The organism is Ancylobacter moscoviensis, from assembly GCF_007559435.1.
GTDB classification, from domain to species: Bacteria; Pseudomonadota; Alphaproteobacteria; order Rhizobiales; family Xanthobacteraceae; genus Ancylobacter; species Ancylobacter moscoviensis.
The window spans coordinates 1-21,075 of the sequence record NZ_VMBP01000007.1; the positions used below are offsets into that span (position 1 = coordinate 1).

The 21,075-nt window shown below is 66.4% G+C and carries 18 protein-coding genes and 1 tRNA gene; 13 read left to right on the forward strand and 6 right to left on the reverse strand.

The genetic code is table 11. The annotated features are described in order from the left end of the window. Positions 1-124: 124 nt before the first annotated feature. From FO470_RS18220 to FO470_RS18235, 4 genes are all read right to left on the reverse strand, one after another. Entirely contained in the window at positions 125-1,900 is a 1,776-nt protein-coding gene (locus FO470_RS18220; RefSeq protein WP_186292021.1) for a bifunctional protein-serine/threonine kinase/phosphatase, read from the reverse strand. 193 nt (positions 1,901-2,093) lie between these two features. Further along, positions 2,094-3,299: an NAD-dependent formate dehydrogenase gene (locus FO470_RS18225; RefSeq protein WP_144344424.1), complete on the reverse strand. Its 1,206-nt coding sequence runs from the start codon at positions 3,297-3,299 to the stop codon at positions 2,094-2,096. Positions 3,300-3,576: 277 nt separating this feature from the next. Beyond that, positions 3,577-4,488 carry a LysR family transcriptional regulator gene (locus FO470_RS18230; RefSeq protein ID WP_144344425.1) on the reverse strand — a complete coding sequence of 304 codons (912 nt, stop codon included), beginning with the start codon at positions 4,486-4,488 and terminating at the stop codon, positions 3,577-3,579. A gap of 83 nt (positions 4,489-4,571) precedes the next feature. Then, positions 4,572-5,507, reverse strand: a complete 936-nt coding sequence (locus tag FO470_RS18235) for a CHAD domain-containing protein (RefSeq protein ID WP_144344426.1) — start codon at positions 5,505-5,507, stop codon at positions 4,572-4,574. 157 nt (positions 5,508-5,664) lie between these two features. On the opposite strand from FO470_RS18235, the gene FO470_RS18240 reads away from it, so the two are divergent. Continuing rightward, a tRNA-Met gene (locus FO470_RS18240) sits at positions 5,665-5,741 on the forward strand. 416 nt (positions 5,742-6,157) lie between these two features. On the opposite strand, the gene FO470_RS18245 is transcribed toward FO470_RS18240, so the two are convergent. Beyond that, a complete protein-coding gene (locus FO470_RS18245; protein WP_144344427.1) occupies positions 6,158-7,087 on the reverse strand; it encodes a LysR substrate-binding domain-containing protein in 930 nt (309 codons plus the stop codon). Positions 7,088-7,178: 91 nt separating this feature from the next. Here FO470_RS18245 and FO470_RS18250 point away from each other — a divergent pair, with 91 nt between their 5' ends. After that, the gene (locus FO470_RS18250) at positions 7,179-8,366 is read left to right on the forward strand and encodes an MFS transporter (RefSeq protein WP_144344614.1); all 1,188 of its coding nucleotides are present in this window, start codon (positions 7,179-7,181) and stop codon (positions 8,364-8,366) included. Positions 8,367-8,424: 58 nt separating this feature from the next. Then, the gene (locus FO470_RS18255) at positions 8,425-8,850 is read left to right on the forward strand and encodes a GFA family protein (protein WP_144344428.1); all 426 of its coding nucleotides are present in this window, start codon (positions 8,425-8,427) and stop codon (positions 8,848-8,850) included. Between the two features lie 78 nt (positions 8,851-8,928). On the opposite strand, the gene FO470_RS18260 is transcribed toward FO470_RS18255, so the two are convergent. Further along, complete coding sequence (locus tag FO470_RS18260) at positions 8,929-10,368, reverse strand: NAD-dependent succinate-semialdehyde dehydrogenase (RefSeq protein ID WP_144344429.1); 1,440 nt, start codon at positions 10,366-10,368, stop codon at positions 8,929-8,931. Positions 10,369-10,491: 123 nt separating this feature from the next. On the opposite strand from FO470_RS18260, the gene FO470_RS18265 reads away from it, so the two are divergent. From FO470_RS18265 to FO470_RS18310, 10 genes are all read left to right on the forward strand, one after another. Next, positions 10,492-11,280 carry an IclR family transcriptional regulator gene (locus tag FO470_RS18265; protein WP_186292022.1) on the forward strand — a complete coding sequence of 263 codons (789 nt, stop codon included), beginning with the start codon at positions 10,492-10,494 and terminating at the stop codon, positions 11,278-11,280. A gap of 13 nt (positions 11,281-11,293) precedes the next feature. Further along, positions 11,294-11,671 (forward strand): nuclear transport factor 2 family protein, encoded by a 378-nt coding sequence (locus FO470_RS18270; protein WP_144344431.1) that lies wholly within the window; start codon positions 11,294-11,296, stop codon positions 11,669-11,671. Between the two features lie 12 nt (positions 11,672-11,683). Beyond that, the gene (locus FO470_RS18275) at positions 11,684-13,336 is read left to right on the forward strand and encodes a phytoene desaturase family protein (RefSeq protein WP_246659637.1); all 1,653 of its coding nucleotides are present in this window, start codon (positions 11,684-11,686) and stop codon (positions 13,334-13,336) included. A gap of 53 nt (positions 13,337-13,389) precedes the next feature. Further along, positions 13,390-13,767 carry a cupin domain-containing protein gene (locus FO470_RS18280; RefSeq protein ID WP_144344432.1) on the forward strand — a complete coding sequence of 126 codons (378 nt, stop codon included), beginning with the start codon at positions 13,390-13,392 and terminating at the stop codon, positions 13,765-13,767. A 42-nt stretch (positions 13,768-13,809) separates the two neighbouring features. Continuing rightward, positions 13,810-14,940, forward strand: coding sequence for an ABC transporter substrate-binding protein (locus FO470_RS18285; RefSeq protein WP_144344433.1), 1,131 nt, complete (start codon positions 13,810-13,812; stop codon positions 14,938-14,940). Positions 14,941-15,073: 133 nt separating this feature from the next. Continuing rightward, the gene (locus tag FO470_RS18290) at positions 15,074-16,150 is read left to right on the forward strand and encodes an ABC transporter ATP-binding protein (RefSeq protein ID WP_144344434.1); all 1,077 of its coding nucleotides are present in this window, start codon (positions 15,074-15,076) and stop codon (positions 16,148-16,150) included. Continuing rightward, positions 16,147-17,010: an ABC transporter permease gene (locus tag FO470_RS18295; protein WP_144344435.1), complete on the forward strand. Its 864-nt coding sequence runs from the start codon at positions 16,147-16,149 to the stop codon at positions 17,008-17,010. Before FO470_RS18290 ends, FO470_RS18295 begins: the two co-directional genes overlap by 4 nt. Then, positions 17,007-17,834, forward strand: a complete 828-nt coding sequence (locus FO470_RS18300) for an ABC transporter permease (RefSeq protein WP_144344436.1) — start codon at positions 17,007-17,009, stop codon at positions 17,832-17,834. Before FO470_RS18295 ends, FO470_RS18300 begins: the two co-directional genes overlap by 4 nt. A gap of 104 nt (positions 17,835-17,938) precedes the next feature. Further along, positions 17,939-19,639, forward strand: a complete 1,701-nt coding sequence (locus tag FO470_RS18305) for an amidohydrolase (RefSeq protein ID WP_144344437.1) — start codon at positions 17,939-17,941, stop codon at positions 19,637-19,639. Between the two features lie 220 nt (positions 19,640-19,859). Next, a complete protein-coding gene (locus FO470_RS18310; RefSeq protein WP_186292023.1) occupies positions 19,860-20,978 on the forward strand; it encodes a PLP-dependent cysteine synthase family protein in 1,119 nt (372 codons plus the stop codon). Positions 20,979-21,075: the final 97 nt, after the last annotated feature.

Genomic DNA, 21,075 nt, shown 5'->3' on the forward strand with positions numbered 1-21,075 from the left:
AATACGAAATCCAACAAAAACGCCGCCCCGGACTAACCGCCAGGGCGGCGTTTTTGCGTTCAAAGAGATGTTGCCGCATCAACACCCCCGGAAAACACAACCCAGGCGCGCCGTCGCCCAGAGCCTAACCAGCGGAAGGGGTGGTGCGGCAGTCTGGGAGGCGTCGGCCGCGAGGGGCCGATCTCCTCAGGTCCACCACAACCACGCTGGCATTGTCCGGCGCGCCGTTCTGCAGCACGGCACTGATGACTGCGTCGGCCGCCTCTTGGGCCGAGCTGGCCGAAAGAATGAGCCTGGACGCCGCCTCGGCGTCGAGGACATCGGGCACACCGTCGCTGGCCAGCATCAGGAACAGGTCGTCCTCCCGCCTCTCGAGCCGGAGCACTTCCGGCTCGCTGCCGATCGCCGGCTTGAACGCCGTCGCCCCGAAGGCCCGCGAGATGGCGAGGCCGGCGCCGTGGGCGGCTCGGCTCCCGGCGAAGACACGGAGCGGCCCCCAGGGAACCGCCTCGCCATTGTCCAGCCAGCGCCTTTCCCTCTCTACGACGCCTCCGGCATTCATCACCCGCATTGCTTCGTCCGCGCGGTCGGGGCGATGCCCATCGACGAGAGGGATTACGACGGCATCCGTTCCCTCCGGGCGTTTCCTCAGCAGATAGGCCGGAGTGTCCCCCAGCCAGGCGATCGTGAGGTCGTTCTCCCGCAGCAGCGCGGCGACGGCGGTACTGCCGCACGCGGCGGCGAAATCGGTCGCGTCCAGCCTAGCCTCCACGGCGGCGAAGGCGGCATGCATCGCCGACCAGGCGTCTCCGCCGGTTGCGGCCATCTCCGCGATCAGCGTCATGGGAAGCTGCCGCGCGCAGAACTCGCTGACATGACCGCCGCGAAAGCCGTCGAATAGGCCGGCGACGAGCACGTCCGGCGTCTCGATGACGGCAACGGCGTCCTCCATGGCGGAGCGAGCCTTGCCGATGTGGCTTGCCAGGCCGACATCCGCGAAAGTACGGGGCACATCCCGACAGGGCTCGCCGCCGGGACGGCCGGAGGAGGTGGCCCGCGGCCGGGGTGGCGCGAGAAGACGGGCAATCTCCTCGAAGTCGGGTCGCTCGTCCGGGTCGCTTGCCCAGCAGCGGAAGGCGAGCCGCCGGAGGGCGTCGTCCATGTGCCGCCACTGGGGACGCAACTCCTCGTCGACGACCTTGCTGGCGAATTCGGCCCGGGACAGGGAGCCCGGCATGGCGGTGCCGACATTGAGGTGCGGGCGCGCGCCGCCATGCGCGACTTCGAACATTAGAATTCCAAAGGCGTAGATATCGACCTTCCGGTCATAGGGCTTCCACGCCAGCAGTTCCGGCGCCATGTGGAACGGCGAGCCGACCGGCTTCTCGAGCGAGCATCCCGGCCCCAGTTCCACGGCCCGGTCGAAATCGGAGATCTTCGGCCGCAGCGAGCGGATGTCGGAACCGCCGGCTTCGCCAAACATCAGGATGTTTTCGGCCTTGAGGTCGCGGTGAACCAGATTCATGGCGTGCAGCCCGGCCATCGCTTCGGCGATGGGGGCGAGCAAGGTGCGCACGAGTTCGACATCCATCGCGCCGCTGTCGCCTCGGGCCTTGTCGAACAACAGCCGATCGAGCGCGCCGGGACGGGAGCGTTCCATGGCGCGGACCAGATGGCCGCTCGTCCCGCCGACGCCGAGAAGTCGTACCACGCCGGAAGCCTCGTCGAGCGGCGGCATCCGCGCATAGATGTCGAGCTCGTTGAAGGCCAGCGCGGCACTCTTCCAGGGTGTGAGCTTGAAAAACAGGGTCGGGCGGGTCTCGTCGGTGGCGACAGTCATGCCGTTGGGCAGCACCCGGCCGGCCGCCGGCGGCGGCTCCACCAGATAGGGCAGGGCCATCCGCCGGTTCCAACGCGATGGGATGTCGAGCAGTAGGCGAGAGGACGGCATCGGCGAACCCGTTCCAAATGCCCGCGGCTTGGCGGCGGGCTCAAACAAAAGGCGCCCCGCTCGTCGCGGGGCGCCAGTTCTGGCGTCGAGAGGGGCCGGCGTTCGCGGCACCGGCCGATACGCCTTGGGAAGCGGAGAAGGCTCAGACCGCCTTCTTGAACTTGGCGGCCTCTTCCGAACCGCCAGTGGCATTGCCCTTCGAGTAGGAATGCGCGCCGGTGCCGGCAAGAGCGCCGCCCTGCACGATGAGGTATTCGTCGCGGATCCGACGGCCCTCGAAGAAGCACTCCAGGATCTCGCGGGTGCCCGCCGCATAACGCGCCTGCGCGGTCAGCGTGGTGCCGGAGATGTGCGGGGTCATGCCGTTATAGGGCATCGTCCGCCAGGGGTGGTCCTTCGGCGCCGGCTGCGGGAACCACACGTCGCCGGCATAGCCGGCCAGCCGGCCGGATTCGAGCGCACGTGCCACGGCATCGCGGTCGCACAGCTTGCCGCGGGCGGTGTTGACGATGTAGGCGCCGCGCTTGAACAGCTTCAGCGTCTCGTCATTGATCATGTGCTCGGTTTCTGGGTGCAGCGGGCAGTTCAGCGTCACCACGTCGCAAACCGGATACATGTCCTCGCGGGTCGCGTGCCAGGTGAGGTTGAGCTCCTTCTCGACCGATTCCGGCAGGCGGTGACGGTCGGTGTAGTGCAGGTGCACGTCGAACGGCGCCAGCCGGCGCAGCACCGCGAGACCGATGCGACCGGCGGCCACGGTGCCGACATGCATCGCCTCGAGGTCGTAGGCGTGGGAGACGCAGTCGGCGATGTTCCAGCCGCCCTTCCGCGCCCATTCGTGCGAGGGCAGATAGTTGCGCACCAGCGACAGGATCATCATCACCACATGCTCGGCGACGCTGATCGAGTTGCAGTAGGTGACTTCCGCCACGGTGACGTTACGGTCGATAGCCGACTGAAGATCGACGTGGTCGGAACCGATGCCGGCGGTGAGCGCGAGCTTCAGGTTCTTGGCCTTGGCGATGCGCTCGGGCGTCAGATAGGCCGGCCAGAAGGGCTGGGAGATGACGACATCCGCATCGACCAGCTCGCGCTCGAACACCGAGTCGGGGCCGTCCTTGTCGGAGGTCACGACCAGGGTGTGGCCGTTGGATTCGAGATATTTGCGCAGGCCGAGCTCGCCGGAGACGGAGCCGAGCAGCTGCCCGGGCGTGAAGTCGATGGCCTTCGGCGTCGGCAAGGTCTGGCCGCCCGGATAGTGGTCGATCTTCGGAAGATCGTCGCGGGCATAGGTCTTCGGGTAGCCGTCGACCGGATCATCGTAAAGAACGCACAGGACCTTTGCCATGCGGGCATCTCCTCTCCAAGGTTGAGCGGGAACGTCCCCGCCGCACGTGGCGGCAGATCGCACGCGCATCCGGGGCGTTCGCCACGGCGCGGTCTCTCTGTTCGGGATGCCGCTTTCCGGGCGATGCACGGGCGCGACGGGCGTTCTCCACATCGGCTCCGCGCGCGGACTGGCTTTTCGCCGCTTCGCTGCCGACCCCTGAAGTCTGGGCGGACGGACGCCGGGTTTCAAATTGAAAGCGGCGAACAATTGATAGATGCGGACAATGAAACGGGCGTTACTTGAAATTTTTCTCAATCAACTTGTCGCGACCCAGATCCCGCGCCAGCTTCAGCAGCGCGCCGGCCACCGGGCTCAGCGGGTCGCGGTCCGAGAGCACCAGGCCGACGGGCTGGACGTGCGCGGGCTCGATGAGCGGGATCGCCACGAGGTCGGCCGTGTCGCCCAGCCCCCGGAAGCTTGCCTCCGGCACGATGCAGGTCCATGGGCCGCGCCGTACGAAGGACCACACGCCCATGAAGGAGTTGGTCTCGATGGCCGGCTGCACGACGATGCCGGCCTCCGCGAGCACATGATCGATGATACGGCGGTTCTGCATGTCCGGCGTGAGCAGGCAGAGCGGCTGAGCCGCGGCCTCCGCCCAGCGCAGGCTGCGCCGGCGGGCCAGCGGCTCGTCCGGCCGGGTGACGAAGACGTAGTGCTCCAGATAGAGGTCGAGCCGACGTACGCGGTTGAGCGGCTCGTTCTCCAGATAGGTGATGCCGGCGTCGAGCTCCATCTCGTCGAGGCCACGCTGGATCGCCGCCGAGCTGAGCGTCAGCATCTGCACCTTCACCTCCGGATGCCGGTCGCGAAAGGGACCGAGGATCGCGGGAGCGGCGGCGGTCGCGGCGGGAATGGCGCCGACGCGCAGCGTGCCGGAGAGCCGCCCCCCGGTTTCCACACGCTCCTGCTTCAGGCTCTCGTAATCGGCCGCGATCTGCCGGGCCCAGCCGAGCACCCGCTCGCCTTCCACCGTGAAGCCGAGAAAGCGATGGCCGCGCACCACGATGGGCATGCCCAGTTCCTGCTCCAGCTTGCGGATGCCGGCGGACAGGGTCGGCTGGGTGACGTGGCAGGCCTCCGCGGCCCGGCCGAAATGCTTCTCGCGCGCGAGGGCGACCAGATAGTGCATCTGCCGGACGAACATCGGCGCTTCGGGCCTTTCCCTTTCCGGGGCCCATGCCTTTACGCCGGCGGCGCAGAGGGCAGGGCAGGCATGGGGACGGGTCGCTATTTCCCGTCGGATACAGCAGACATATAGTTCGCGATGCGCCGGCGAAAGGCCTTCGGCGTCTCCGTGAAAAGCCGGCCGTGCAGACGCAGCGCCGAGTGGGCCAGCTTGAGCTGCCGTGCGCCGATCGCTTCGATCAGCGGCGCGCGCCAGGCGGGGGGGCGGGACGAGATGCGTTCATCGAGCCGTGCGCGCAGCACGCAGAGGTCGTGATGCTTGCCGAGCTTGTCGCGCAGGCGCTGCAGCTCCGCCACCCAGGCGGCGCCGAGTGCCGGCCAGGCGGGGACGAGCAGTTCCATCTGGTAGCGCTGCGCGACGACGGCCTTGCGCAGTTCGTGCAGCCCGGTCTCGTCCTCCGGGTCGGCCTTGCGGCCGAGACGGCGTGCCTTGCCGTATTCCGCCGTGAGGGCGGCGACGAGGCTCTTGCCGTGAAGTGCGGCGCCGAGCTGCGGAGCTGCGGCTGAGAGTTCGGCGAGTCGTGCGGCGAGACCGGCACGGTGCGGCGACAGGCCGGCATCGGCACCTTCGCGATCCTGCCGCGCGGGTGGCGTGAGGGAGCGACCGGCCGCGCGGCGCTGGGGAGCCGAGAGGTACCCCTTGGCCTGGAGATCGTCCAGCGCCGCCCGCCGCGCGGCGACGTCGCGCGCACCGGCGAGCTGCCGGGCGTCCCCGGCCAGGGCGCGCCGCAGCCGGCGGGCCTCGGCGGCGACCGCCTTGTCCTCGCTGGCCTGGGCGAGGCGCAGCAATGCCCGCAACCTCTTGAATGCCTTGCGCAGATCGTGAACGGCGCGCTCGGGATTGGCGGTCGCGAGCGCCGCCAGCGCTTCGCCGCTGGCCTGCGCGAGCGAGGCATCGAGTGGGCCGGCGGGCCGGCGCGCGGCATCGGCCGCCGCATCCACAGCGTTGGGGCGGGACGGGCCCAGGTTTTCCGGCATCGAGAAAATCCTTGTGCGTCCAAGCTCTTGCCGGACTTTTCCACGCATGGCGCGACGATCCGATGACAAAATTTAACCCAGCCCCCTTTCATTTGGCCATCCGGATTGCTAGATACCCGCCGTCGGCAGGCCATTGCGGCCGCACAGCCGTCTCTGACGCGGGGTGGAGCAGCCCGGTAGCTCGTCAGGCTCATAACCTGAAGGCCGCAGGTTCAAATCCTGCCCCCGCAACCAGTTCGAACCAAAGACCCCAGCAAACTCAATGAGTTGCTGGGGTTTTGTTTTTATGCCCTGTTTCGATCCAGCAAAATCAATCACTTGGCATCGCAGGTTCAAATCAGGTGGCGTGCCCCCCGCAACCAATATGCGGTGAGGAAATCGACAGCCGCCTAATCCGGCCGTTCTTATCCGGAAGCACGAGGCGTTAGCCAGAAAACCGATGGCCTCGTTCCAGTCACACCAACCGGATGGAAGGAACCACGACGTTTCGGAGCAGCCGCAGTACTAATCGGAGGCTGGTGCCGGGACGTCTAGGAGGGACTTTCCCGCGGCCCGCTGGCAGGGAGCTGTTTCCGCTCCGCGCCAGGAGCGGTCGTGAGCGCTCTGCCGGGAAGTGGACGTTCAAACAACGCCACGACGGTGGTCGATCTCTACGGGGCACCGATCTGCGTCAGGGGTGTGCTGTCGAACCCCTCGATCCACCCGCAGACTCTGCCGCTGGCGGCGCGCAGAGGCGAGTCGAGAGGCGTGTACGCAAAATAGCTGCGCGACGGCAGCGAGATGTCCGGGAAGGGCGTCACCAGCCGCCCCGCGCGCAAATCGTCCTCGATCAGGGTGGACGGCGCCATCGCCACGCCGAGCCCGTCCGCGGCGGCCTGGATCGAGAGGTAGAAGTGGTCGAGCATCAGCGCGGCCGCCGGTTCGAGAGAGCCGTGCCCGGCCTTCGCCAGCCAGTCGCGCCAAAGCCGCGGCATGCTGGCGACGTGCAGAAGCGTGTGCCGCGCGAGGTCACCCACCTCTTCCAGCGGCTGGCGTCGCAGCAGCGCGGGGCTGCAGGCGGGGAGCCGTTCTTCCGGCAGCAGCAGGCGCGCCTCGAAGCCGTGGAAGGCATCCGGCCCGCCGCGAATGATCAGGTCGTAGTCGCCGGCCAGCCCGTCCACCGGCTCGCCGCCGGTCGTCAGCTCGATCTCGATGTCGGGATGCGCCTCCCGCAGCAGGCCGAGCTTCGGCACCAGCCAGCGCAGGCTGAAGGTGGCGAGGGCATTGACCCTGAGCACCACGGTGCCGCTGGTGCCCCGGCCGTGCACTGCCGCGGCCCGGGCGATGCGCTCCAGCGCGGGCTGGATTTCGGCCAGCAGCGCCCGGCCCTCGGGAGTCAGGGCGACCCCGTGGCTCAGGCGGCGGAACAGCGCCGGCGGGCCGAGCCATTCTTCCAGCAGCCGGATTTGCCGGCTGATCGCGCCATGCGTGACCCCGAGCTCCGCCGCGGCGTCCTTGAAACTCGACCGGCGCGCAGCTGCCTCAAACGCGCGGATGGCGTTCAGGGGTGGCAGCGGCCGGTTCTTCGAAGGGCCCTTCATGTGAGTTTTTCTGACATCGGAGGGTCGAATTAGTCGTTTGCGCCCGGCATTCTAGCAGGCGCACAGTGCTCGTGTGACAAATTCATCCAGCATCACATCTTCCGCCGCGCCGTCGGCACTGTCGCGGGCGCCACGGACCCGACGGCGCACTTTGGTCCTCTCCGGCCTCGCCCATGCCCTGCACGATGGGTACACGGACGCGATCTACGTGCTCCTTCCGGTCTGGCGGGCCGAGTTCGGGCTCGACTATGTCGCGCTTGCGCTGCTGCGCGGCCTCTATGCCGGCGCCATGGCCATCCTGCAGGTGCCCGCGAGCTGGCTCGCCGATCATGTCGGCGGCCGGGCGGTGCTGATCCTCGGGACGGTGCTTGCCGCGGCGGGCTATGCCCTCGCCGGCTTCAGCGGCGGCGCGATGGGGCTCTATGCCGCGCTGCTGGTCTCCGGCGCCGGTTCCAGTGTCCAGCATCCGATCGCCTCCAGCGCGGTGTCGCGCGCCTATGGGGCCGCCGCGTGCGGGCCGCTCGGCACCTATAATTTCAGCGGCGACCTCGGGAAGGCCATCATTCCGGCCGCGCTATCCTTCGGCCTGTCGGTCGCGCCGTGGCGGCCGTCGCTGTGGCTGCTCGCGCTGGCGGGGATCGCGGTCGCCGCCCTGCTCACGCTGTTAATGCCCAGGATCGAAGCGGCGCCGCCGCCGGCCGCCTCGGGACGCGCGACGCTGCAGCGCGACGGTACCGGTTTCCCGCTGCTGCTGGCCATCGGGGTGATCGACACTGGCGTGCGCATGGGGTTCCTGACCTTCCTGCCGTTTCTGCTGCAGCTGAAGGGCGCGTCACAGCCGCTCATCGGAGCGGCGCTCGCCTTCGTCTTCCTGGGCGGCGCGGCGGGTAAGCTCGCCTGCGGCTGGCTCGCCCAGCGCTGGGGCGTCGTCGCCGTCACCCTGTGCACCGAGGGGCTTACGGCCCTCATGATCGCGCTTGCCGCCCTTCTGCCGCTCGTGCCGCTGCTCATTCTCCTGCCGCTGCTGGGGCTCACCTTGAACGGCACCTCCTCGGTGCTCTACGGCACCGTGCCGGAACTGGCGCCGGCTGACCGGACCGAGCGCGCCTTCGCCATCTTCTATACGGGCGTGATCGGCTCCGGGGCGCTGTCGCCGCTGCTGTTCGGCGCGGTGGGCGATCAGGCCGGGCCGGTCGTCGCAACACTGGGGACCGCCGCCGCGGCGCTCGTCAATCTGCCGCTCGCCCTTGCCCTCGGGCCGCGGCTGGCAAGGCGGTGAGCGGCGACCGTCGCACCTCGACATGCCCGCGCCGCGTGAGGATTCGGCAGGGAACGACATGGCAAGCAAAACGAATGTCCGGTCTGGCCGGTGCCATTGTGGAGCCGTGCGCTTCGAGGTGGCGCTCAGCGACGGCTTCAACTCGATCCGACGCTGTACCTGCTCCTATTGCCGCATGCGCGGTGCGGTCGTCGTGATGGCCGAAATGGGCGGGGTCCGGATCCTCGAGGGCGAGGAGATGCTGACGACCTACCGCTTCCATAGCGGCGCGGCGCGGCACTTCTTCTGTTCACGCTGCGGGATTTACACCCACCATCAACGACGATCCGATCAGAGCCTGTACGCTGTCAACGTCGCCTGCCTTGACGGAACAAGCCCGTTCGATTTCTTCGAGGTGCCCGTCATGGATGGCGTCAATCACACCAGCGATACCGGAAAGCCGACGCGCCGGGCCGGCACCCTGCGTTTCATTCCGGCAGGCTGACCGTTGTGGATCCCCAGGTCCTGCTCGGCGGCGTAAAGGTGCCGGCACCATCCTTTCCGTTCGCGGCGGTTTTTCAGCTCACGCGGGATTGGCCGCCGTGAACAGGCGGGTATCGAGATAGGCTTCGATCGCCTCGGAGCCTCCCTCGGAGCCGTAACCCGAATCCATGACGCCGCCGAAGGGCAGTTCGGGTATGCCGAGGCCGAGATGGTTCACGGACATCATTCCCGCCCGCACCGATTTCAGCGCTTCCTGATGTGCGGCGGAGCGCGTGTAGGCGTAGGAGGCGAGCCCGAACGGCAAGCGGTTGGCCTCGGCGATGATCGCGTCGCGCGAGCCGTAGCGGTTGATGATCGCGACGGGGCCGAAGGGCTCGTCATTCATGATCGCGGCGTCGGTCGGGACATCGGTCAGCACGGTAGGCTGGAAGAAGTAGCCCTTGTTGCCGATCCGCCGCCCGCCGAGGGCGACCTTGGCACCGCGCTCGACGGCGTCGGCGATCATCGCCTCGAGGGCGAGGACGCGGCGCCCGTTGGCGAGCGGGCCCATTTCGACGCCCGGCTCGGATCCATCGCCGACCACCACATTGCCGGCCGCCTCGACGAAGCCGTCGACAAATCTGTCGGCGACGCTCTCCTGAACGAGGAAGCGCGTGGGCGAGACGCAGACCTGACCGGCGTTTCGCAGCTTCTGGGCCACGAGTTGCGGAATGGCGAGGTCGAGATCGGCGTCCTCCATGACGATGGCGGGCGCATGGCCTCCGAGCTCCATCGTCGCGCGCTTCATATGCGCGCCCGCGCGTGCCGCCAGATGCTTCCCGACCGGCGTCGAGCCGGTGAAGGAAATCTTGCGGATCGTCGGATGGGCGATCAGGTACTCGGAAATCTCGGCGGGATTGCCATAGACGAGGCCGACCACCCCGGCCGGCAGGCCGGCGTCAAGGAAGCAGCGGATGAGTTCGGCCGGCGAGGCCGGCGTCTCTTCCGGCGCCTTGACGATGATCGAGCACCCGGCCGCCAGAGCCGCAGAGAGCTTGCGCACGATCTGGCTGATCGGGAAATTCCACGGCGTGAAGGCCGCCACCGGCCCGACGGGGGTCTTGAGCGCGAGCTGGGTGATCCCGGCGCCCCGGGCGGGAATGACCCGGCCATATGCGCGCCGTGCCTCCTCGGCCAGCCAGTCGATGGTGTCGGCGGCGCCCAGCGCCTCCGCCTTTGACTGGGCGAGCGGCTTGCCCTGTTCCAGGGTCATGATCGCGGCGATCCTATCCGCGCGTTCACGCACCAGGTCCGCCGCCTTGCGCATCCGTTTCGAGCGCTCGAAGGCCGAGGTCGCCGACCAGACGGCAAAACCGCGGGCGGTGGCCGCCAGCGCCCGGTCGAGCTCGTCCCGGCCCGCATGGGCGACCCGGCCGATGACGGCTTCGGTCGCGGGGTTCACGACCTCGATGGTTTTCCCTGTGGAGGAGTCCGACCAGGATCCGTCGATCAGGAGTTTCGTGTCGGGATAATCGAGCATGCCGGTTCTGCTCCGCTGAGAGGCAGGTTCTGGTCGAAAGTTTCCATTCTACGGAATCCACTTTTCGCAGAGAGGAAATCGGTTGACAAGGCAGCGGCCCGGCACTTAGCGTAAAAAATGAAAATGGGTTTTCGCCAAATGGAAAATGAAGACAAGCTGGGCAGTGAAGACAAGTCGGGCGTACGCTCGGTGGCCCGCGCACTCGCCTTGCTCTCGGCGCTGGATCGAAAGGGCAAAAACCTTTCCGAGATGGCGGCCGCGGCGAACATCAGCGTGAGCACGGCGTCGCGCCTGCTCGGGACGCTGGTCGCCCACGGCTTCGTCGCTCAGGGGAGCAATAACCGCTATGTCGCGGGGCTGGCCCTGACCACGCTGCTGCATGAGACGGACCGGTGGGCGCCGCTGCGGATGCTGGCGGCGGAATCGACCACCGCCCTCCGTGCCGAGCTGGACGAGACCTCCGCCTTCTTCGTGCGGTTTGGCGATGACCGCCTTTGCATCGACTCGGCCGAGTCCAGCCAATTGGTCCGGCGTGTCCGGCTGACCGGCGAGAAGGGCAAGATTTACCGCGGCTCCGCGGGCAAGGTGCTGCTCGCCTACAGCACGGATGAGGCCGTCGACGACATTCTCGGAGACATGCAGAGCTTCGAAATCCCCGGCCAGCGGGACCGGACGGTCGAGGAGCTGAAGGCGGAATTGGCCCAGACCCGGACGCAGGGCTACGGCTTCAGCCACCATGAATCCACCGGCGGCTCCTGGTCGGTCGCGGCTCCGGTCTTCATCCGGGGCAATCTGGTCGGCGCCCTTGCCGCCGTCATCCCCGATCACCGTTTCGGCGAGGAGGCCCTGACCGCCGCGATCGAGGCGACCAAGCGCGTCGCCGCCGAGTTTTCCGAAACTCCCAGAAAATGACGGAAGTAACGACATGGCTCGCATTGCCGATATCGACCGGATCGATATCACGGACATCCTCAACAAGGTCGCCTATATCCTCGATTCCAAAGAATACGGCCGGATGGGCGAGGTTTTTGCCGACGACATCCAGTTCAGCAACCCGGGACGCCTCACCGCCACCGGGCTGGACGAGCTGAAGACGGCGTTCGAGAATTTTCCGGCCCCGTCCCTCAGCCACCACATCACCAATCTTCTGCTGTCCGGCAATGAGGACGGAACCGTCAAGGCGCTGTGCAAGGCCTTGTCCCAGCGGGCCGACAAGTCGATGGCCGCGGCTGAATACACCGACGTTCTGAAGAAGACCCCGATGGGCTGGCGGATCGCCTCCCGCACCATCAGGCCGTTGTGATCAATCGAGTTTTTGACCCTTCGCGTTGTCGCCGCGCCGGCGGCACCGGCCGAGATCGAGACGGACGAAATGTCGAAATATGACGTGATTATCGTTGGCGCCGGCCATAGTGGGCTTGTCGCGGGTTTCTATCTCGCGCGGGCGGGGTTGAAGGTGCTGATGCTGGAGCGGAGCTACCAGGTCGGCGGCACCTGCATCACCGAGGAAGTCTTCCCGGGCTACCGCGGCAGCAGCATCGCCAATTCCTGCCACAGCCTCGATCCGCGCATCGCCGGCGATATGGAGCTGGAAAAGCACGGGCTGAAGCTGACGCATCCCGCGCTCAACTCGCTGACCCTGTTTTCCAATGGCGATGCGCTGGTCATGTGGCCGGAGCGCGAGCGCCGGCGCGCCGAGATGGAGCGTCTTGCCGAGCCCGGCGACATGCAGGGCTTCGCCGACGTGATGCAGTTCTATCAGAACGTGGCGAGGAAGATGGGCGTGTCGTTCTACGACCCGGCGCCCTCGCTGGAAGAGGTCGCGGCGCGGTTCAAGGAACCCGCCGACAAGGAAGCCTTCAATCTCGTCATGTTCGGCAGCGTCGGCGACGTGCTGGACCGCCACCTCAAATCGCCGTGGCTGAAGGCGTTTCTGGCCGGCACCGCCATGGCGACCAATCTCGTCGGCCCCCGCACGCCGGGCAGCGGCTACATATTGCTGCAGCGGCCGCTGCAGGAAGAATCGATGCGTCGCAGCGGCGTGGTCTTCGAAAGCAACGAACTGATGATGAAGAACGCGTCGCCGATCGGCGGCGTGGGCGCCGTCACGCAGGCCATGGCCCGGGCCAATGAGAGCCTGGGCGTCGAGATCCGACTTGAATCCCCGGTGCGCGAGCTTCTCTGCGACAATGGCAAGGTGAAGGGCGTCGTGCTGGAAAGCGGCGAGGAGATCGAGGCCGCGCGCGTGCTGGCCAACATCAACCCGAAGACGGTGCTGACCAAGCTGGTGCCGGCGAACCAGCTGCCGCGCGAGATCGAGGAGCGGGCCAGGAAGCTGAGCATGCATGGCTCGTCCTCCAAGGTGCACCTCGCCCTCAAGGGCACGCCGCGTTTCAACCGCGCGCGGAACGACGAGGAAAACACCCAGTTTCTCGGCACGAACTTCCGCGTGGTTCCCAGCATCGACGTGCTTCAGGAGAGCTACAACGAAGCCACCATGGGCCGCTGGTCGCCGCATGTGACGATTTCGGGTGTCGTGTCGTCTGCCGCGGATCCCGACATGACCCCGCCCGGCTGCCACTTCATGAGCCTGAGCGTGCGCGGCACGCCCTACCACCTAGCCGAGGGAAGCTGGGACGACCAGCGCGAGGCGCTCGGCAATGCCGTCGTCGAGACGCTCAGCCGGAACATCGGCAACATCAAGGACATCATCGAGGGCATCAGCGTCTACACGCCTGTCGACCTCGAGCGGAATTACGGCATGGCCGAAGGCAACGGTGCCCATGGCGACATCGTGCCCGGACGCATCTTCGACGCGCGCCCCATGCCGGGATGCTCGAATTACACGACCCCGATCGAGGGCCTCTTCATGTGCGGCGTCGGCAACTGGCCCGGCAACTTCATGAGCGGACTGACGGGCTACAACGCCAGCCGGAAGATGCTCGGCGAATTCCATCCGGCACACTGACCCGGCCGTCTGGGGGTCTGATGGCCTCGACGGAAAATGTAGAGGATTCAAGTATGTATCACGGAAAAGCCATTCGGAACGGTGAGCCGTCCGGTCTTCGGTCGGCGACCAATACGGGCGATGTGTGGTCCGACATCCTGCTCAACGCCGGCAATGCGCGGGCGATCAACATCATGTTCCCGCCGGGTGCCCGCACCCACTGGCACACCCATGAAGGCGGGCAGTTCATCTACACGATTTCCGGCGAGGGCTGGATCCAGGAGCGGGGCGGCGAGCGCGTCATCCTCAATCCGGGCGATGTCGTCTGGACCGAACCGGGGGTCGAGCATTGGCACGGCGCCAGCGAAACCGGTCTTGTCACGCAGATCGCCCTGCATTTCGGCAACGTCGACTGGCAGGGCGCCGTGACCGACGAGGAGTACGGCACTTAGTAAAACCGTGCGAAAGCACCAGCAGGGAAGCGGAATAGATCAATGAACGACAAGAAATATTCTTCTGACCTTTCGATGGCGAGGCTTCGCCTGTGCGGACTTTCGGTGGCGCTGATGCTCAGCGCCACCCATGGCGCGCTGGCGCAGGACGCGGGCGATATCCGTCGTTTCGCGGGTCAGAGCATCTCCTTCGCGGGATACTCAAGTGCGTTCAATGACAAATGGGCCGCGAGCTTCGGCAAGTACTTTACCGAGCGCACGGGCGTTACCATCAACTGGATTCCCTCCAGCCCGTCGAAGAACATCACGCGCATCCGGGCTTCCGGCGGCTCGCCGGACATCGACGTGATGCTCATGGATTCCGCGAATCTTGCCCGCGGTGTCCAGGAAGGGGTCGTCGGCACGGTCGATCCGGCGAAGATCCCCAACATGAAGAAGGTGCCGGAGAGCCTGCAGATCAAGTCGGGCATCCCCAGCATGGCGTATCGTTACGGCAACTGCTACCGGACCGACAAGTTCGAGCAGCTGAAGCTCGGTGCGCCCAACGACATCGGTGTCTGGTCAAATCCAGGTCTGGCTGGACGCGTGATGTTCCCCTCGACGACGGCGGCGCAGTGGTTGATCAACGCTCCGGCGATCGCGATATCGGCGGGCGGCAGTTACGGCGACGTGTCCGCCAGCATCGAGAAGCTGTCTTCGCAGGTGAAGGCCTACGGGTTCTTCAACTCGTCGGGCGACATGGACGCCGCGATGTCGGCGGGCGACGTCTGGCTGACGGTCGGCAACAACCAGGGCCGCTGCCTCGCGCTGAAAAAGCAGGGCATCCCGGTCGCCTATGCCAGCTGGACCATCACCTCGGGCGGCAAGACCTATTCCGACCTGATCAACCCGGACAACCTCGTTCTTGTGGCGAACTCGCCCAAGAAGGAGCTGGTCGAGCTGATGATGAACGAATTCCTGTCGGACGAAGCCGCCAAGGACTCGATTCCGCTCTTCATGTTCATCGCCGGTACGCCGCCGACGTCCTACGCGATCGACGCCGTGATGGCCGCCGATCCGTCGTCCGCTGAATGGATCATCAAGGATCCTTCCCAGCTGTTCCAGCCCGACTACCCGGCCTTCCTCGCCAATTTGCGCGAATGGACCACGCAGTGGGCGGGCATTCTTCGCTGACGCCCTCCTGAGCGGCAACGGCCGGCCCCTGGGCTCCGCCGTCCGTTGCCGGCTTCGGCTCGAAGACTTGCAACGCACGCCACCCGAACGTTTTGGCGACCCTAGCAACAAGCGCATCCGACGAGGCGTGGCAATGAGCAGACTTGAGATCGACTCCCTGAAGATCGCCTATGGCGGCTGGGTTGCGATCGACAACCTCAACCTGACGATCGAGAAGGGGGAACTGGTGTCCCTGCTCGGCCCTTCCGGGTCCGGCAAGACGTCTTTGCTGCGCGCCATCGGCGGCTATCTGAAGCCGACCGGCGGATCGCTGCGGATCGACGGCAAGGACATCACCTCCATCCCTCCCCAGTTCCGGGACATCGGCATGGTGTTCCAGAATTTCGTGCTCTTTCCCCATTTGACCACGGTCGAGAACGTCGAGTTCGGGCTGCGGACCCGGGGTGTTCCCAAGGCGGAGCGCCGCCGGCGGGCCATCGAGGCCCTCGCGATGGTGCAGATGGACACCTATCTCGATCGCTACCCGTTCGAGCTCAGCGGTGGTCAGCAGCAGCGCGTGGCGCTGGCGCGCGCGATCGTCATCCGCCCGACCATGCTGCTGCTCGACGAGCCGATGGGCGCGCTCGATACCAAGCTGCGCGAGCGGGCGCAGGAGGAGATCCGGGCGCTGCAGCAGGAGCTGCAGCTCACCACGGTTCTCGTGACCCATGATCAGCGCGAGGCCATGGCGATGTCCGACCGGATCATCGTCATGCGCGGCGGCGCGATCGTCGACGCCGGTGATCCCTGGCGGCTCTACCACGCGCCGAAGACGGCCTTCACCGCTGAATTCCTGGGGACCACCAACCTGCTGCCCGTCGAGGTGCTGACGCGCGACGGCAACAGGGCACGGGTCCGGATGACGAATACCGGCCACGAGTTCGAGGTGGAGGGCAGTCTGCCGGGCGCCAATGCCGGCTATGTGTCGCTGCGCCCGGAAGACATCACCTGCACGCCAAGTGCCGAGCCCGGCGCGCTGCCGGCCAAGGTGGTGAAGCGCATGTTCTATGGCGTGAACACCCATTTGCGGCTGGAGGCCTCGGGTCTGGGCTCCCTGCTCGCGGTCCAGCACCGGCATGCCGTGTTCGAGGAAGGCGCCGACCTCTTCGTCAGCTTCCAGCCGCAGGATGCGCGCCTGCTCCCGGCGGATCTCCCGGAGGGCCGGCGATGATCCCCGGCACATCCTCCCTGTTCAGGCTGGGGATCGTCCCGCTTGCCCTGTTCTTCGTCGTGTTCTTCGCCTACCCGGTGCTGCACTTCCTTTGGGGCAGCCTCGTCGTTGGTGCGGGCGGCGCGTCCAGCCTGTCGCTTCACAACTTCACGGACGCGCTGCATTCGCCCTCCGTGCTCCGGTCGTTGTCGGCCACGCTTCTTCTGAGCGTTCTGACCGGCGTCGTCTCGCTCGTCCTGGGCTATCTCCTGGCTTTCCAGGTCGTGCGGCGGAATGCCGTCATCGGCAGGATCATCTTCGTCGCCGCCATAGCCTCGCTCTTCACCAGCACCATCGCCCGGGCTCTGGGCTGGCGCGTGCTGCTCGGGTTCGAGGGCCCCATCAACAACGCGCTGGTCGCCATCGGCCTGATTTCGCAACCGTTGCAGCTCATCAACAACTTCACCGCGGTCGCGATCGGGATGATCCACATCCAGGTTCCGGTGGTGATGGTCGGGCTCATTCCGGTGATCGAGGCCTTGCCGCGTGATTTCGAGCGGGCGGCGATCGGGCTTGGCGCGCCGCGCTGGAAAACCTTTCTGACCGTTCACCTGCCGATGACCTGGATGAACGCCGTTCCGGTGGGGCTGATCGCGATCATGGCGACCGCCGCCTATTTCACCACCCCGGTCCTGCTCGGCGGCGGGCGCGTCGATGTGATCGCGATCCAGATCCAGCAGGCATCGCAGGTGCTTTTCGATTTCGGCTACGCCGCGACGCTGTCGGTCATGCTGGTGGCGATGATCAGCGCCGTCGCGGTCGTCGTCCTTCTGCTGACCCACTGGCGCCGCAACGTCCGGGCGAGGGGATCGTCGTCATGAAGAACATGATCTCACGTGTTGTGGATACGGTGCTCTGTTGCGCGATGCACGCGCTGACCGTGCTGGCCGTGGCCTTTCTGGTGATGCCGCTCTTCGTGGTCGTGATCGTCTCGTTCAACTCGACGACGGTGATCTTTCCGCCGCGGGACTGGTCGCTGGTCTCCTACATGCAGATCCCCCCGGTGGCCGTCGACACGTTCCTGCGAAGCCTCGTGCTCGGCCTCTGCTGCGCGACGCTGTCGGCGTTGCTCTGCGTGCCGGCGGCGATCGCGATGGTGAAGAGCACGCTGCCGGGCAGGGCGCTGATCGAGGCGGCGCTGCGCAGCCCGCTGCAGTTTCCCGCGATCATTCTCGGCGTCGCCATCCTTCAGTACTTCTACTTCTGGCAGGGCGCGCTTTCCGTTCCGCTGGTCGGCACCTTCGTGGGGCTGCTGATCGCCCACACGATCTACACCTTCCCCTTCGTGCTCGTGCCGACCATCGCCCGTCTTTCGGCGCTCAGCGGCCAGTATGACGAGGCCGCGGCCGGGCTTGGGGCGGGCTCGCTGACGACGCTGTTCCGGGTGATCGTTCCGCTGATGCGGCCCGGCATCATCGCCGGCATGTTCATGAGTTTCATCATGTCCTTCGAGGATGTCGCGGTGACGATGTTCCTCGCCGGATCCAAGATGACCACCTTCCCCGTCTATCTGTTCGGCAGCGCCGAGGTCTCCAACACACCAGGCCTGTACGCCGTGGCCAGCCTTGGCTCGCTCACCGCGCTTGTCCTCGTGCTGCTGGTCGAGCGCTTCATCGGCATCCGGACCGTTCTCAGCAAAGGCTGACGCAGCTCCCCGCGGGCGCGTCGGGCGCCCGCGCACTCATCCATCCAATCAGGCCACTGCACCGGAGACATCCCGGCAGGGTATGGCCCAAGGAGAACTGACTCATGAGCAACCCAGATATCGCCGACCTGAAAGCTGCGGGGGTGAGCGGCGTGCCGAGCGGGAAGATCCTCGTCACCAACGCGACCATCCTGACCATGGACGATGCCGGGACCACGGCCGGTTCCCTGCTGATCGACGGCGGCCGGATCGTCGCGGTCGATCCTTCCGAGGAGCAGGCGAAGGGTGCCGCGATCGTGGACATGGGCGGCAAGACCGTGGTTCCCGGCCTGATCGATGCCCATACCCATATGGAAATGATCGCCTATGGCTGGAACATCGCCGTCAACGTCAAGCCGCCGCTCGTGACGTCCATCGACGATATGGTCGAGCGCCTTGCCGAGAAGGCCGCGACCTTGCCGGCGGGGAAATGGATCCTCGGCCAGGGCATGCACTATCAGAACCAGCACATCGCCGAAGGCCGCTATCCCAATCGCTGGGATCTCGACCGTGCCAGCACCGAGCATCCGATCGTGGTCCGGTTCAGCTTCCACATCAATGTCTTCAACTCCAAGGCCCTTGAGGTTCTGGGCGTGGACGAGAATACGCCCGACTCCGACGGCGGCTATCTGGAGCGCACTGCGGACGGTGTTCCGAACGGCGTGTCCAACGACATGTGGCACGCCCTGAACGCGCCGGACTGGCCCTATGAGGAAGTCGGCCCCGCCCTCGCCAATGCCCAGGCAAGCTTTCTCGAGAACGGCATCACGGCGATCACCGAGTTCACGCTGTTCCGCGGCGGCATCGACGCCTATCTGGAGATGGAGCGGCGCAAGGATCTGAAGATCCGCGTCGCGCTCTATCCGAAGGTTCCGTCCGTCTGCCCGCTGGAGGACGCTGTCTCCGGCCGCCTCGGCGAGCGCTTCGCCGAAGCCGATCCGAGCCGACTGAAGCTCGGCGGGATGAAGATGTTCATCGATGGCGGCCTGACCTCCCGCGCCGCGGCGATGTACGAGCCCTATTGGGACAGCAATCTGAAGGGCGACCTGTCCTTCGAGCCCGAGGAGTTCTCGGAGATCGTCAAGAAGCTGCATGGCGCAGGCTATCAGATCTGTGTCCATGCGATCGGCGATCTGGCGCAGGACGTCGTGCTCGACGCCTTCGCGGCGTTGCCTGAGCGCAAGGCCGCGAACGGCGCATTCCACCGTATCGAGCACGCCGGCAACTGCCTCTGGACGGACGAGCGCGCCAAGCGCTTCGCCGATCTGGGCGTGCTGCCGGTGCCGCAGCCTCCGTTCATCTACACGACGGCCGCGGGCTATCGTAAGAACCTGGGTCCGGTGCGCGGCGCCGATCTCTTCCCGATGCGCCGGATGGTGATGGACCAGAAATTCGCCATCCCCGGCAACTCGGATGCGATCGGCATTCACCCGAAGCAGCACGTTCCCATGTTCGGCATCTGGGCCATGGTGGCGCGCGAGATGAACAATGGCGAGACGCTCACGGACGGTGAGAACCTCGACGTCATGACCTCGCTGCGGATGTACACCCGCTTTGCCGCGCGCTCGATCGGACGCGAGCACGAGATCGGGTCCCTTGAGCCGGGCAAGTTCGCCGACTTCGTCGTATTCGATGAAAATCCGCTGACGGTTCCGACGGACACGCTGCGCGATATGATGCCGAACCAGACATGGATCGGCGGCGAACAGGTGTTCGCACGGGACGCACGCGAGGTCGCCGCAAAGGAAGCCCACATACCCGCGTGAAGCCTGTCGACACGGCCTTTCGTGTGAGCCCGGGGAAGCACCCGCCATGGCTGTTCGTTCTGAGCTGGCCATGGCGGGCGGGACTCACGTTTCCCGCTCCCCGGGACGGCCCCTTGGGCGCCTTCTGCCGTGCGCCGACAAAGCGGCCCGTGGCGCAGGCAAACGTGGCCAAGCCATGAATTTCACAAGCATCATCCGGCCTGCAGCCCGAGGGTCTGAAATGACGAACCTCACCCAAGTCTCGTCCCACCCGGCATGTCATTCCAACACGCAGCCGCGCGACTGGCTGTGCACCGCCATCCAGCGGATCGAGGCGGACATCAACCGTTCCGCCGACACGCATCTCATCCGCGTGCCGCTTCCGGCCTTGCCGGGGATCACGCTCTATCTCAAGGACGAGTCGAGCCACCCGACCGGAAGTCTCAAGCACCGGCTGGCGCGCTCGCTCTTTCTCTACGCGCTGTGCAATGGCTGGATCGGGCCGCAGACCCTTGTCGTCGAGGCATCCAGCGGGTCGACCGCCGTGTCGGAAGCCTATTTCGCCCGGCTTATCGGCCTTGATTTCGTGGCGGTGATGCCGCGAACCACCTCACCGGAGAAGATCGCCGCCATCGAGTTCCAGGGCGGTCGCTGCCATCTCGTCGATGATCCCAAGACGGTCTACGGCGAGGCTGCGGAACTCGCCCGCGGGGCGGGGGGGCTGTACATCGACCAGTTCACCTTCGCCGAGCGGGCGACGGACTGGCGCGGCAACAACAACATCGCGGAATCGATCTTCAGCCAGATGTCGCAGGAGCCCGATCCGGTGCCCCGCTGGATCGTAACCGGTGCCGGGACCGGGGGCACCTCGGCAACGATCGGGCGCTACATCCGCTACCAGCGCCACACGACCCGGCTGTGCGTCGCCGACCCCACGGAATCGGTGTTCCATCGGCACTATCAGGATCGATCGGTCTTGGAGGTGGATCGCTGCCGTTCCGTCATCGAGGGCATCGGCCGCCCGCGCGTCGAGCCCTCGTTCATTCCCGAGGTCGTCGATCGGATGATCACCGTCCCGGACACGCTGTCCGTCGCGTCGATGCGCGTCATCAGCGACATGCTCGGCCGCCGCTGTGGCGGCTCGACGGGAACCAACGTCTACGCCGCCCTGCGACTGGCGGAGGAGATGGCGGCCGCGGGAGAGCAGGGGTCGATCGTCTCCATTCTGTGCGACTCCGGCGACCGTTACGCCTCCACCCTCTACGATGACGCCTGGCTCGCCGGGCGCGGCATCGGCATCGCGGCCCCCATGGCGCAGCTGGAGAGCTTCCTGACGGGCAAGGGAAGCCTCCCCCTCTGAGTTCGAGCCGCGGCTTCGTTCCGGGGCCATCGTCCGCCATGGCGATGGCCTGCCGGTTCGGGCGGGGAGTGCTTCCGACGCAGGGCACCGGCAGACC

Bases quoted from the DNA above. Each gene is read 5' to 3' on its own strand.
- FO470_RS18220 (WP_186292021.1), bottom strand. From the start codon at position 1,900: ATGGCCCTGCCCTATCTGGTGGAGCCGCCGCCGGCGGCCGGCCGGGTG.
- FO470_RS18225 (WP_144344424.1), bottom strand. From the start codon at position 3,299: ATGGCAAAGGTCCTGTGCGTTCTTTACGATGATCCGGTCGACGGCTAC.
- FO470_RS18230 (WP_144344425.1), bottom strand. From the start codon at position 4,488: ATGTTCGTCCGGCAGATGCACTATCTGGTCGCCCTCGCGCGCGAGAAG.
- FO470_RS18235 (WP_144344426.1), bottom strand. From the start codon at position 5,507: ATGCCGGAAAACCTGGGCCCGTCCCGCCCCAACGCTGTGGATGCGGCG.
- FO470_RS18245 (WP_144344427.1), bottom strand. From the start codon at position 7,087: ATGAAGGGCCCTTCGAAGAACCGGCCGCTGCCACCCCTGAACGCCATC.
- FO470_RS18255 (WP_144344428.1), top strand. From the start codon at position 8,425: ATGGCAAGCAAAACGAATGTCCGGTCTGGCCGGTGCCATTGTGGAGCC.
- FO470_RS18260 (WP_144344429.1), bottom strand. From the start codon at position 10,368: ATGCTCGATTATCCCGACACGAAACTCCTGATCGACGGATCCTGGTCG.
- FO470_RS18265 (WP_186292022.1), top strand. From the start codon at position 10,492: ATGGGTTTTCGCCAAATGGAAAATGAAGACAAGCTGGGCAGTGAAGAC.
- FO470_RS18270 (WP_144344431.1), top strand. From the start codon at position 11,294: ATGGCTCGCATTGCCGATATCGACCGGATCGATATCACGGACATCCTC.
- FO470_RS18280 (WP_144344432.1), top strand. From the start codon at position 13,390: ATGTATCACGGAAAAGCCATTCGGAACGGTGAGCCGTCCGGTCTTCGG.
- FO470_RS18285 (WP_144344433.1), top strand. From the start codon at position 13,810: ATGAACGACAAGAAATATTCTTCTGACCTTTCGATGGCGAGGCTTCGC.
- FO470_RS18290 (WP_144344434.1), top strand. From the start codon at position 15,074: ATGAGCAGACTTGAGATCGACTCCCTGAAGATCGCCTATGGCGGCTGG.
- FO470_RS18295 (WP_144344435.1), top strand. From the start codon at position 16,147: ATGATCCCCGGCACATCCTCCCTGTTCAGGCTGGGGATCGTCCCGCTT.
- FO470_RS18300 (WP_144344436.1), top strand. From the start codon at position 17,007: ATGAAGAACATGATCTCACGTGTTGTGGATACGGTGCTCTGTTGCGCG.
- FO470_RS18305 (WP_144344437.1), top strand. From the start codon at position 17,939: ATGAGCAACCCAGATATCGCCGACCTGAAAGCTGCGGGGGTGAGCGGC.
- FO470_RS18310 (WP_186292023.1), top strand. From the start codon at position 19,860: ATGACGAACCTCACCCAAGTCTCGTCCCACCCGGCATGTCATTCCAAC.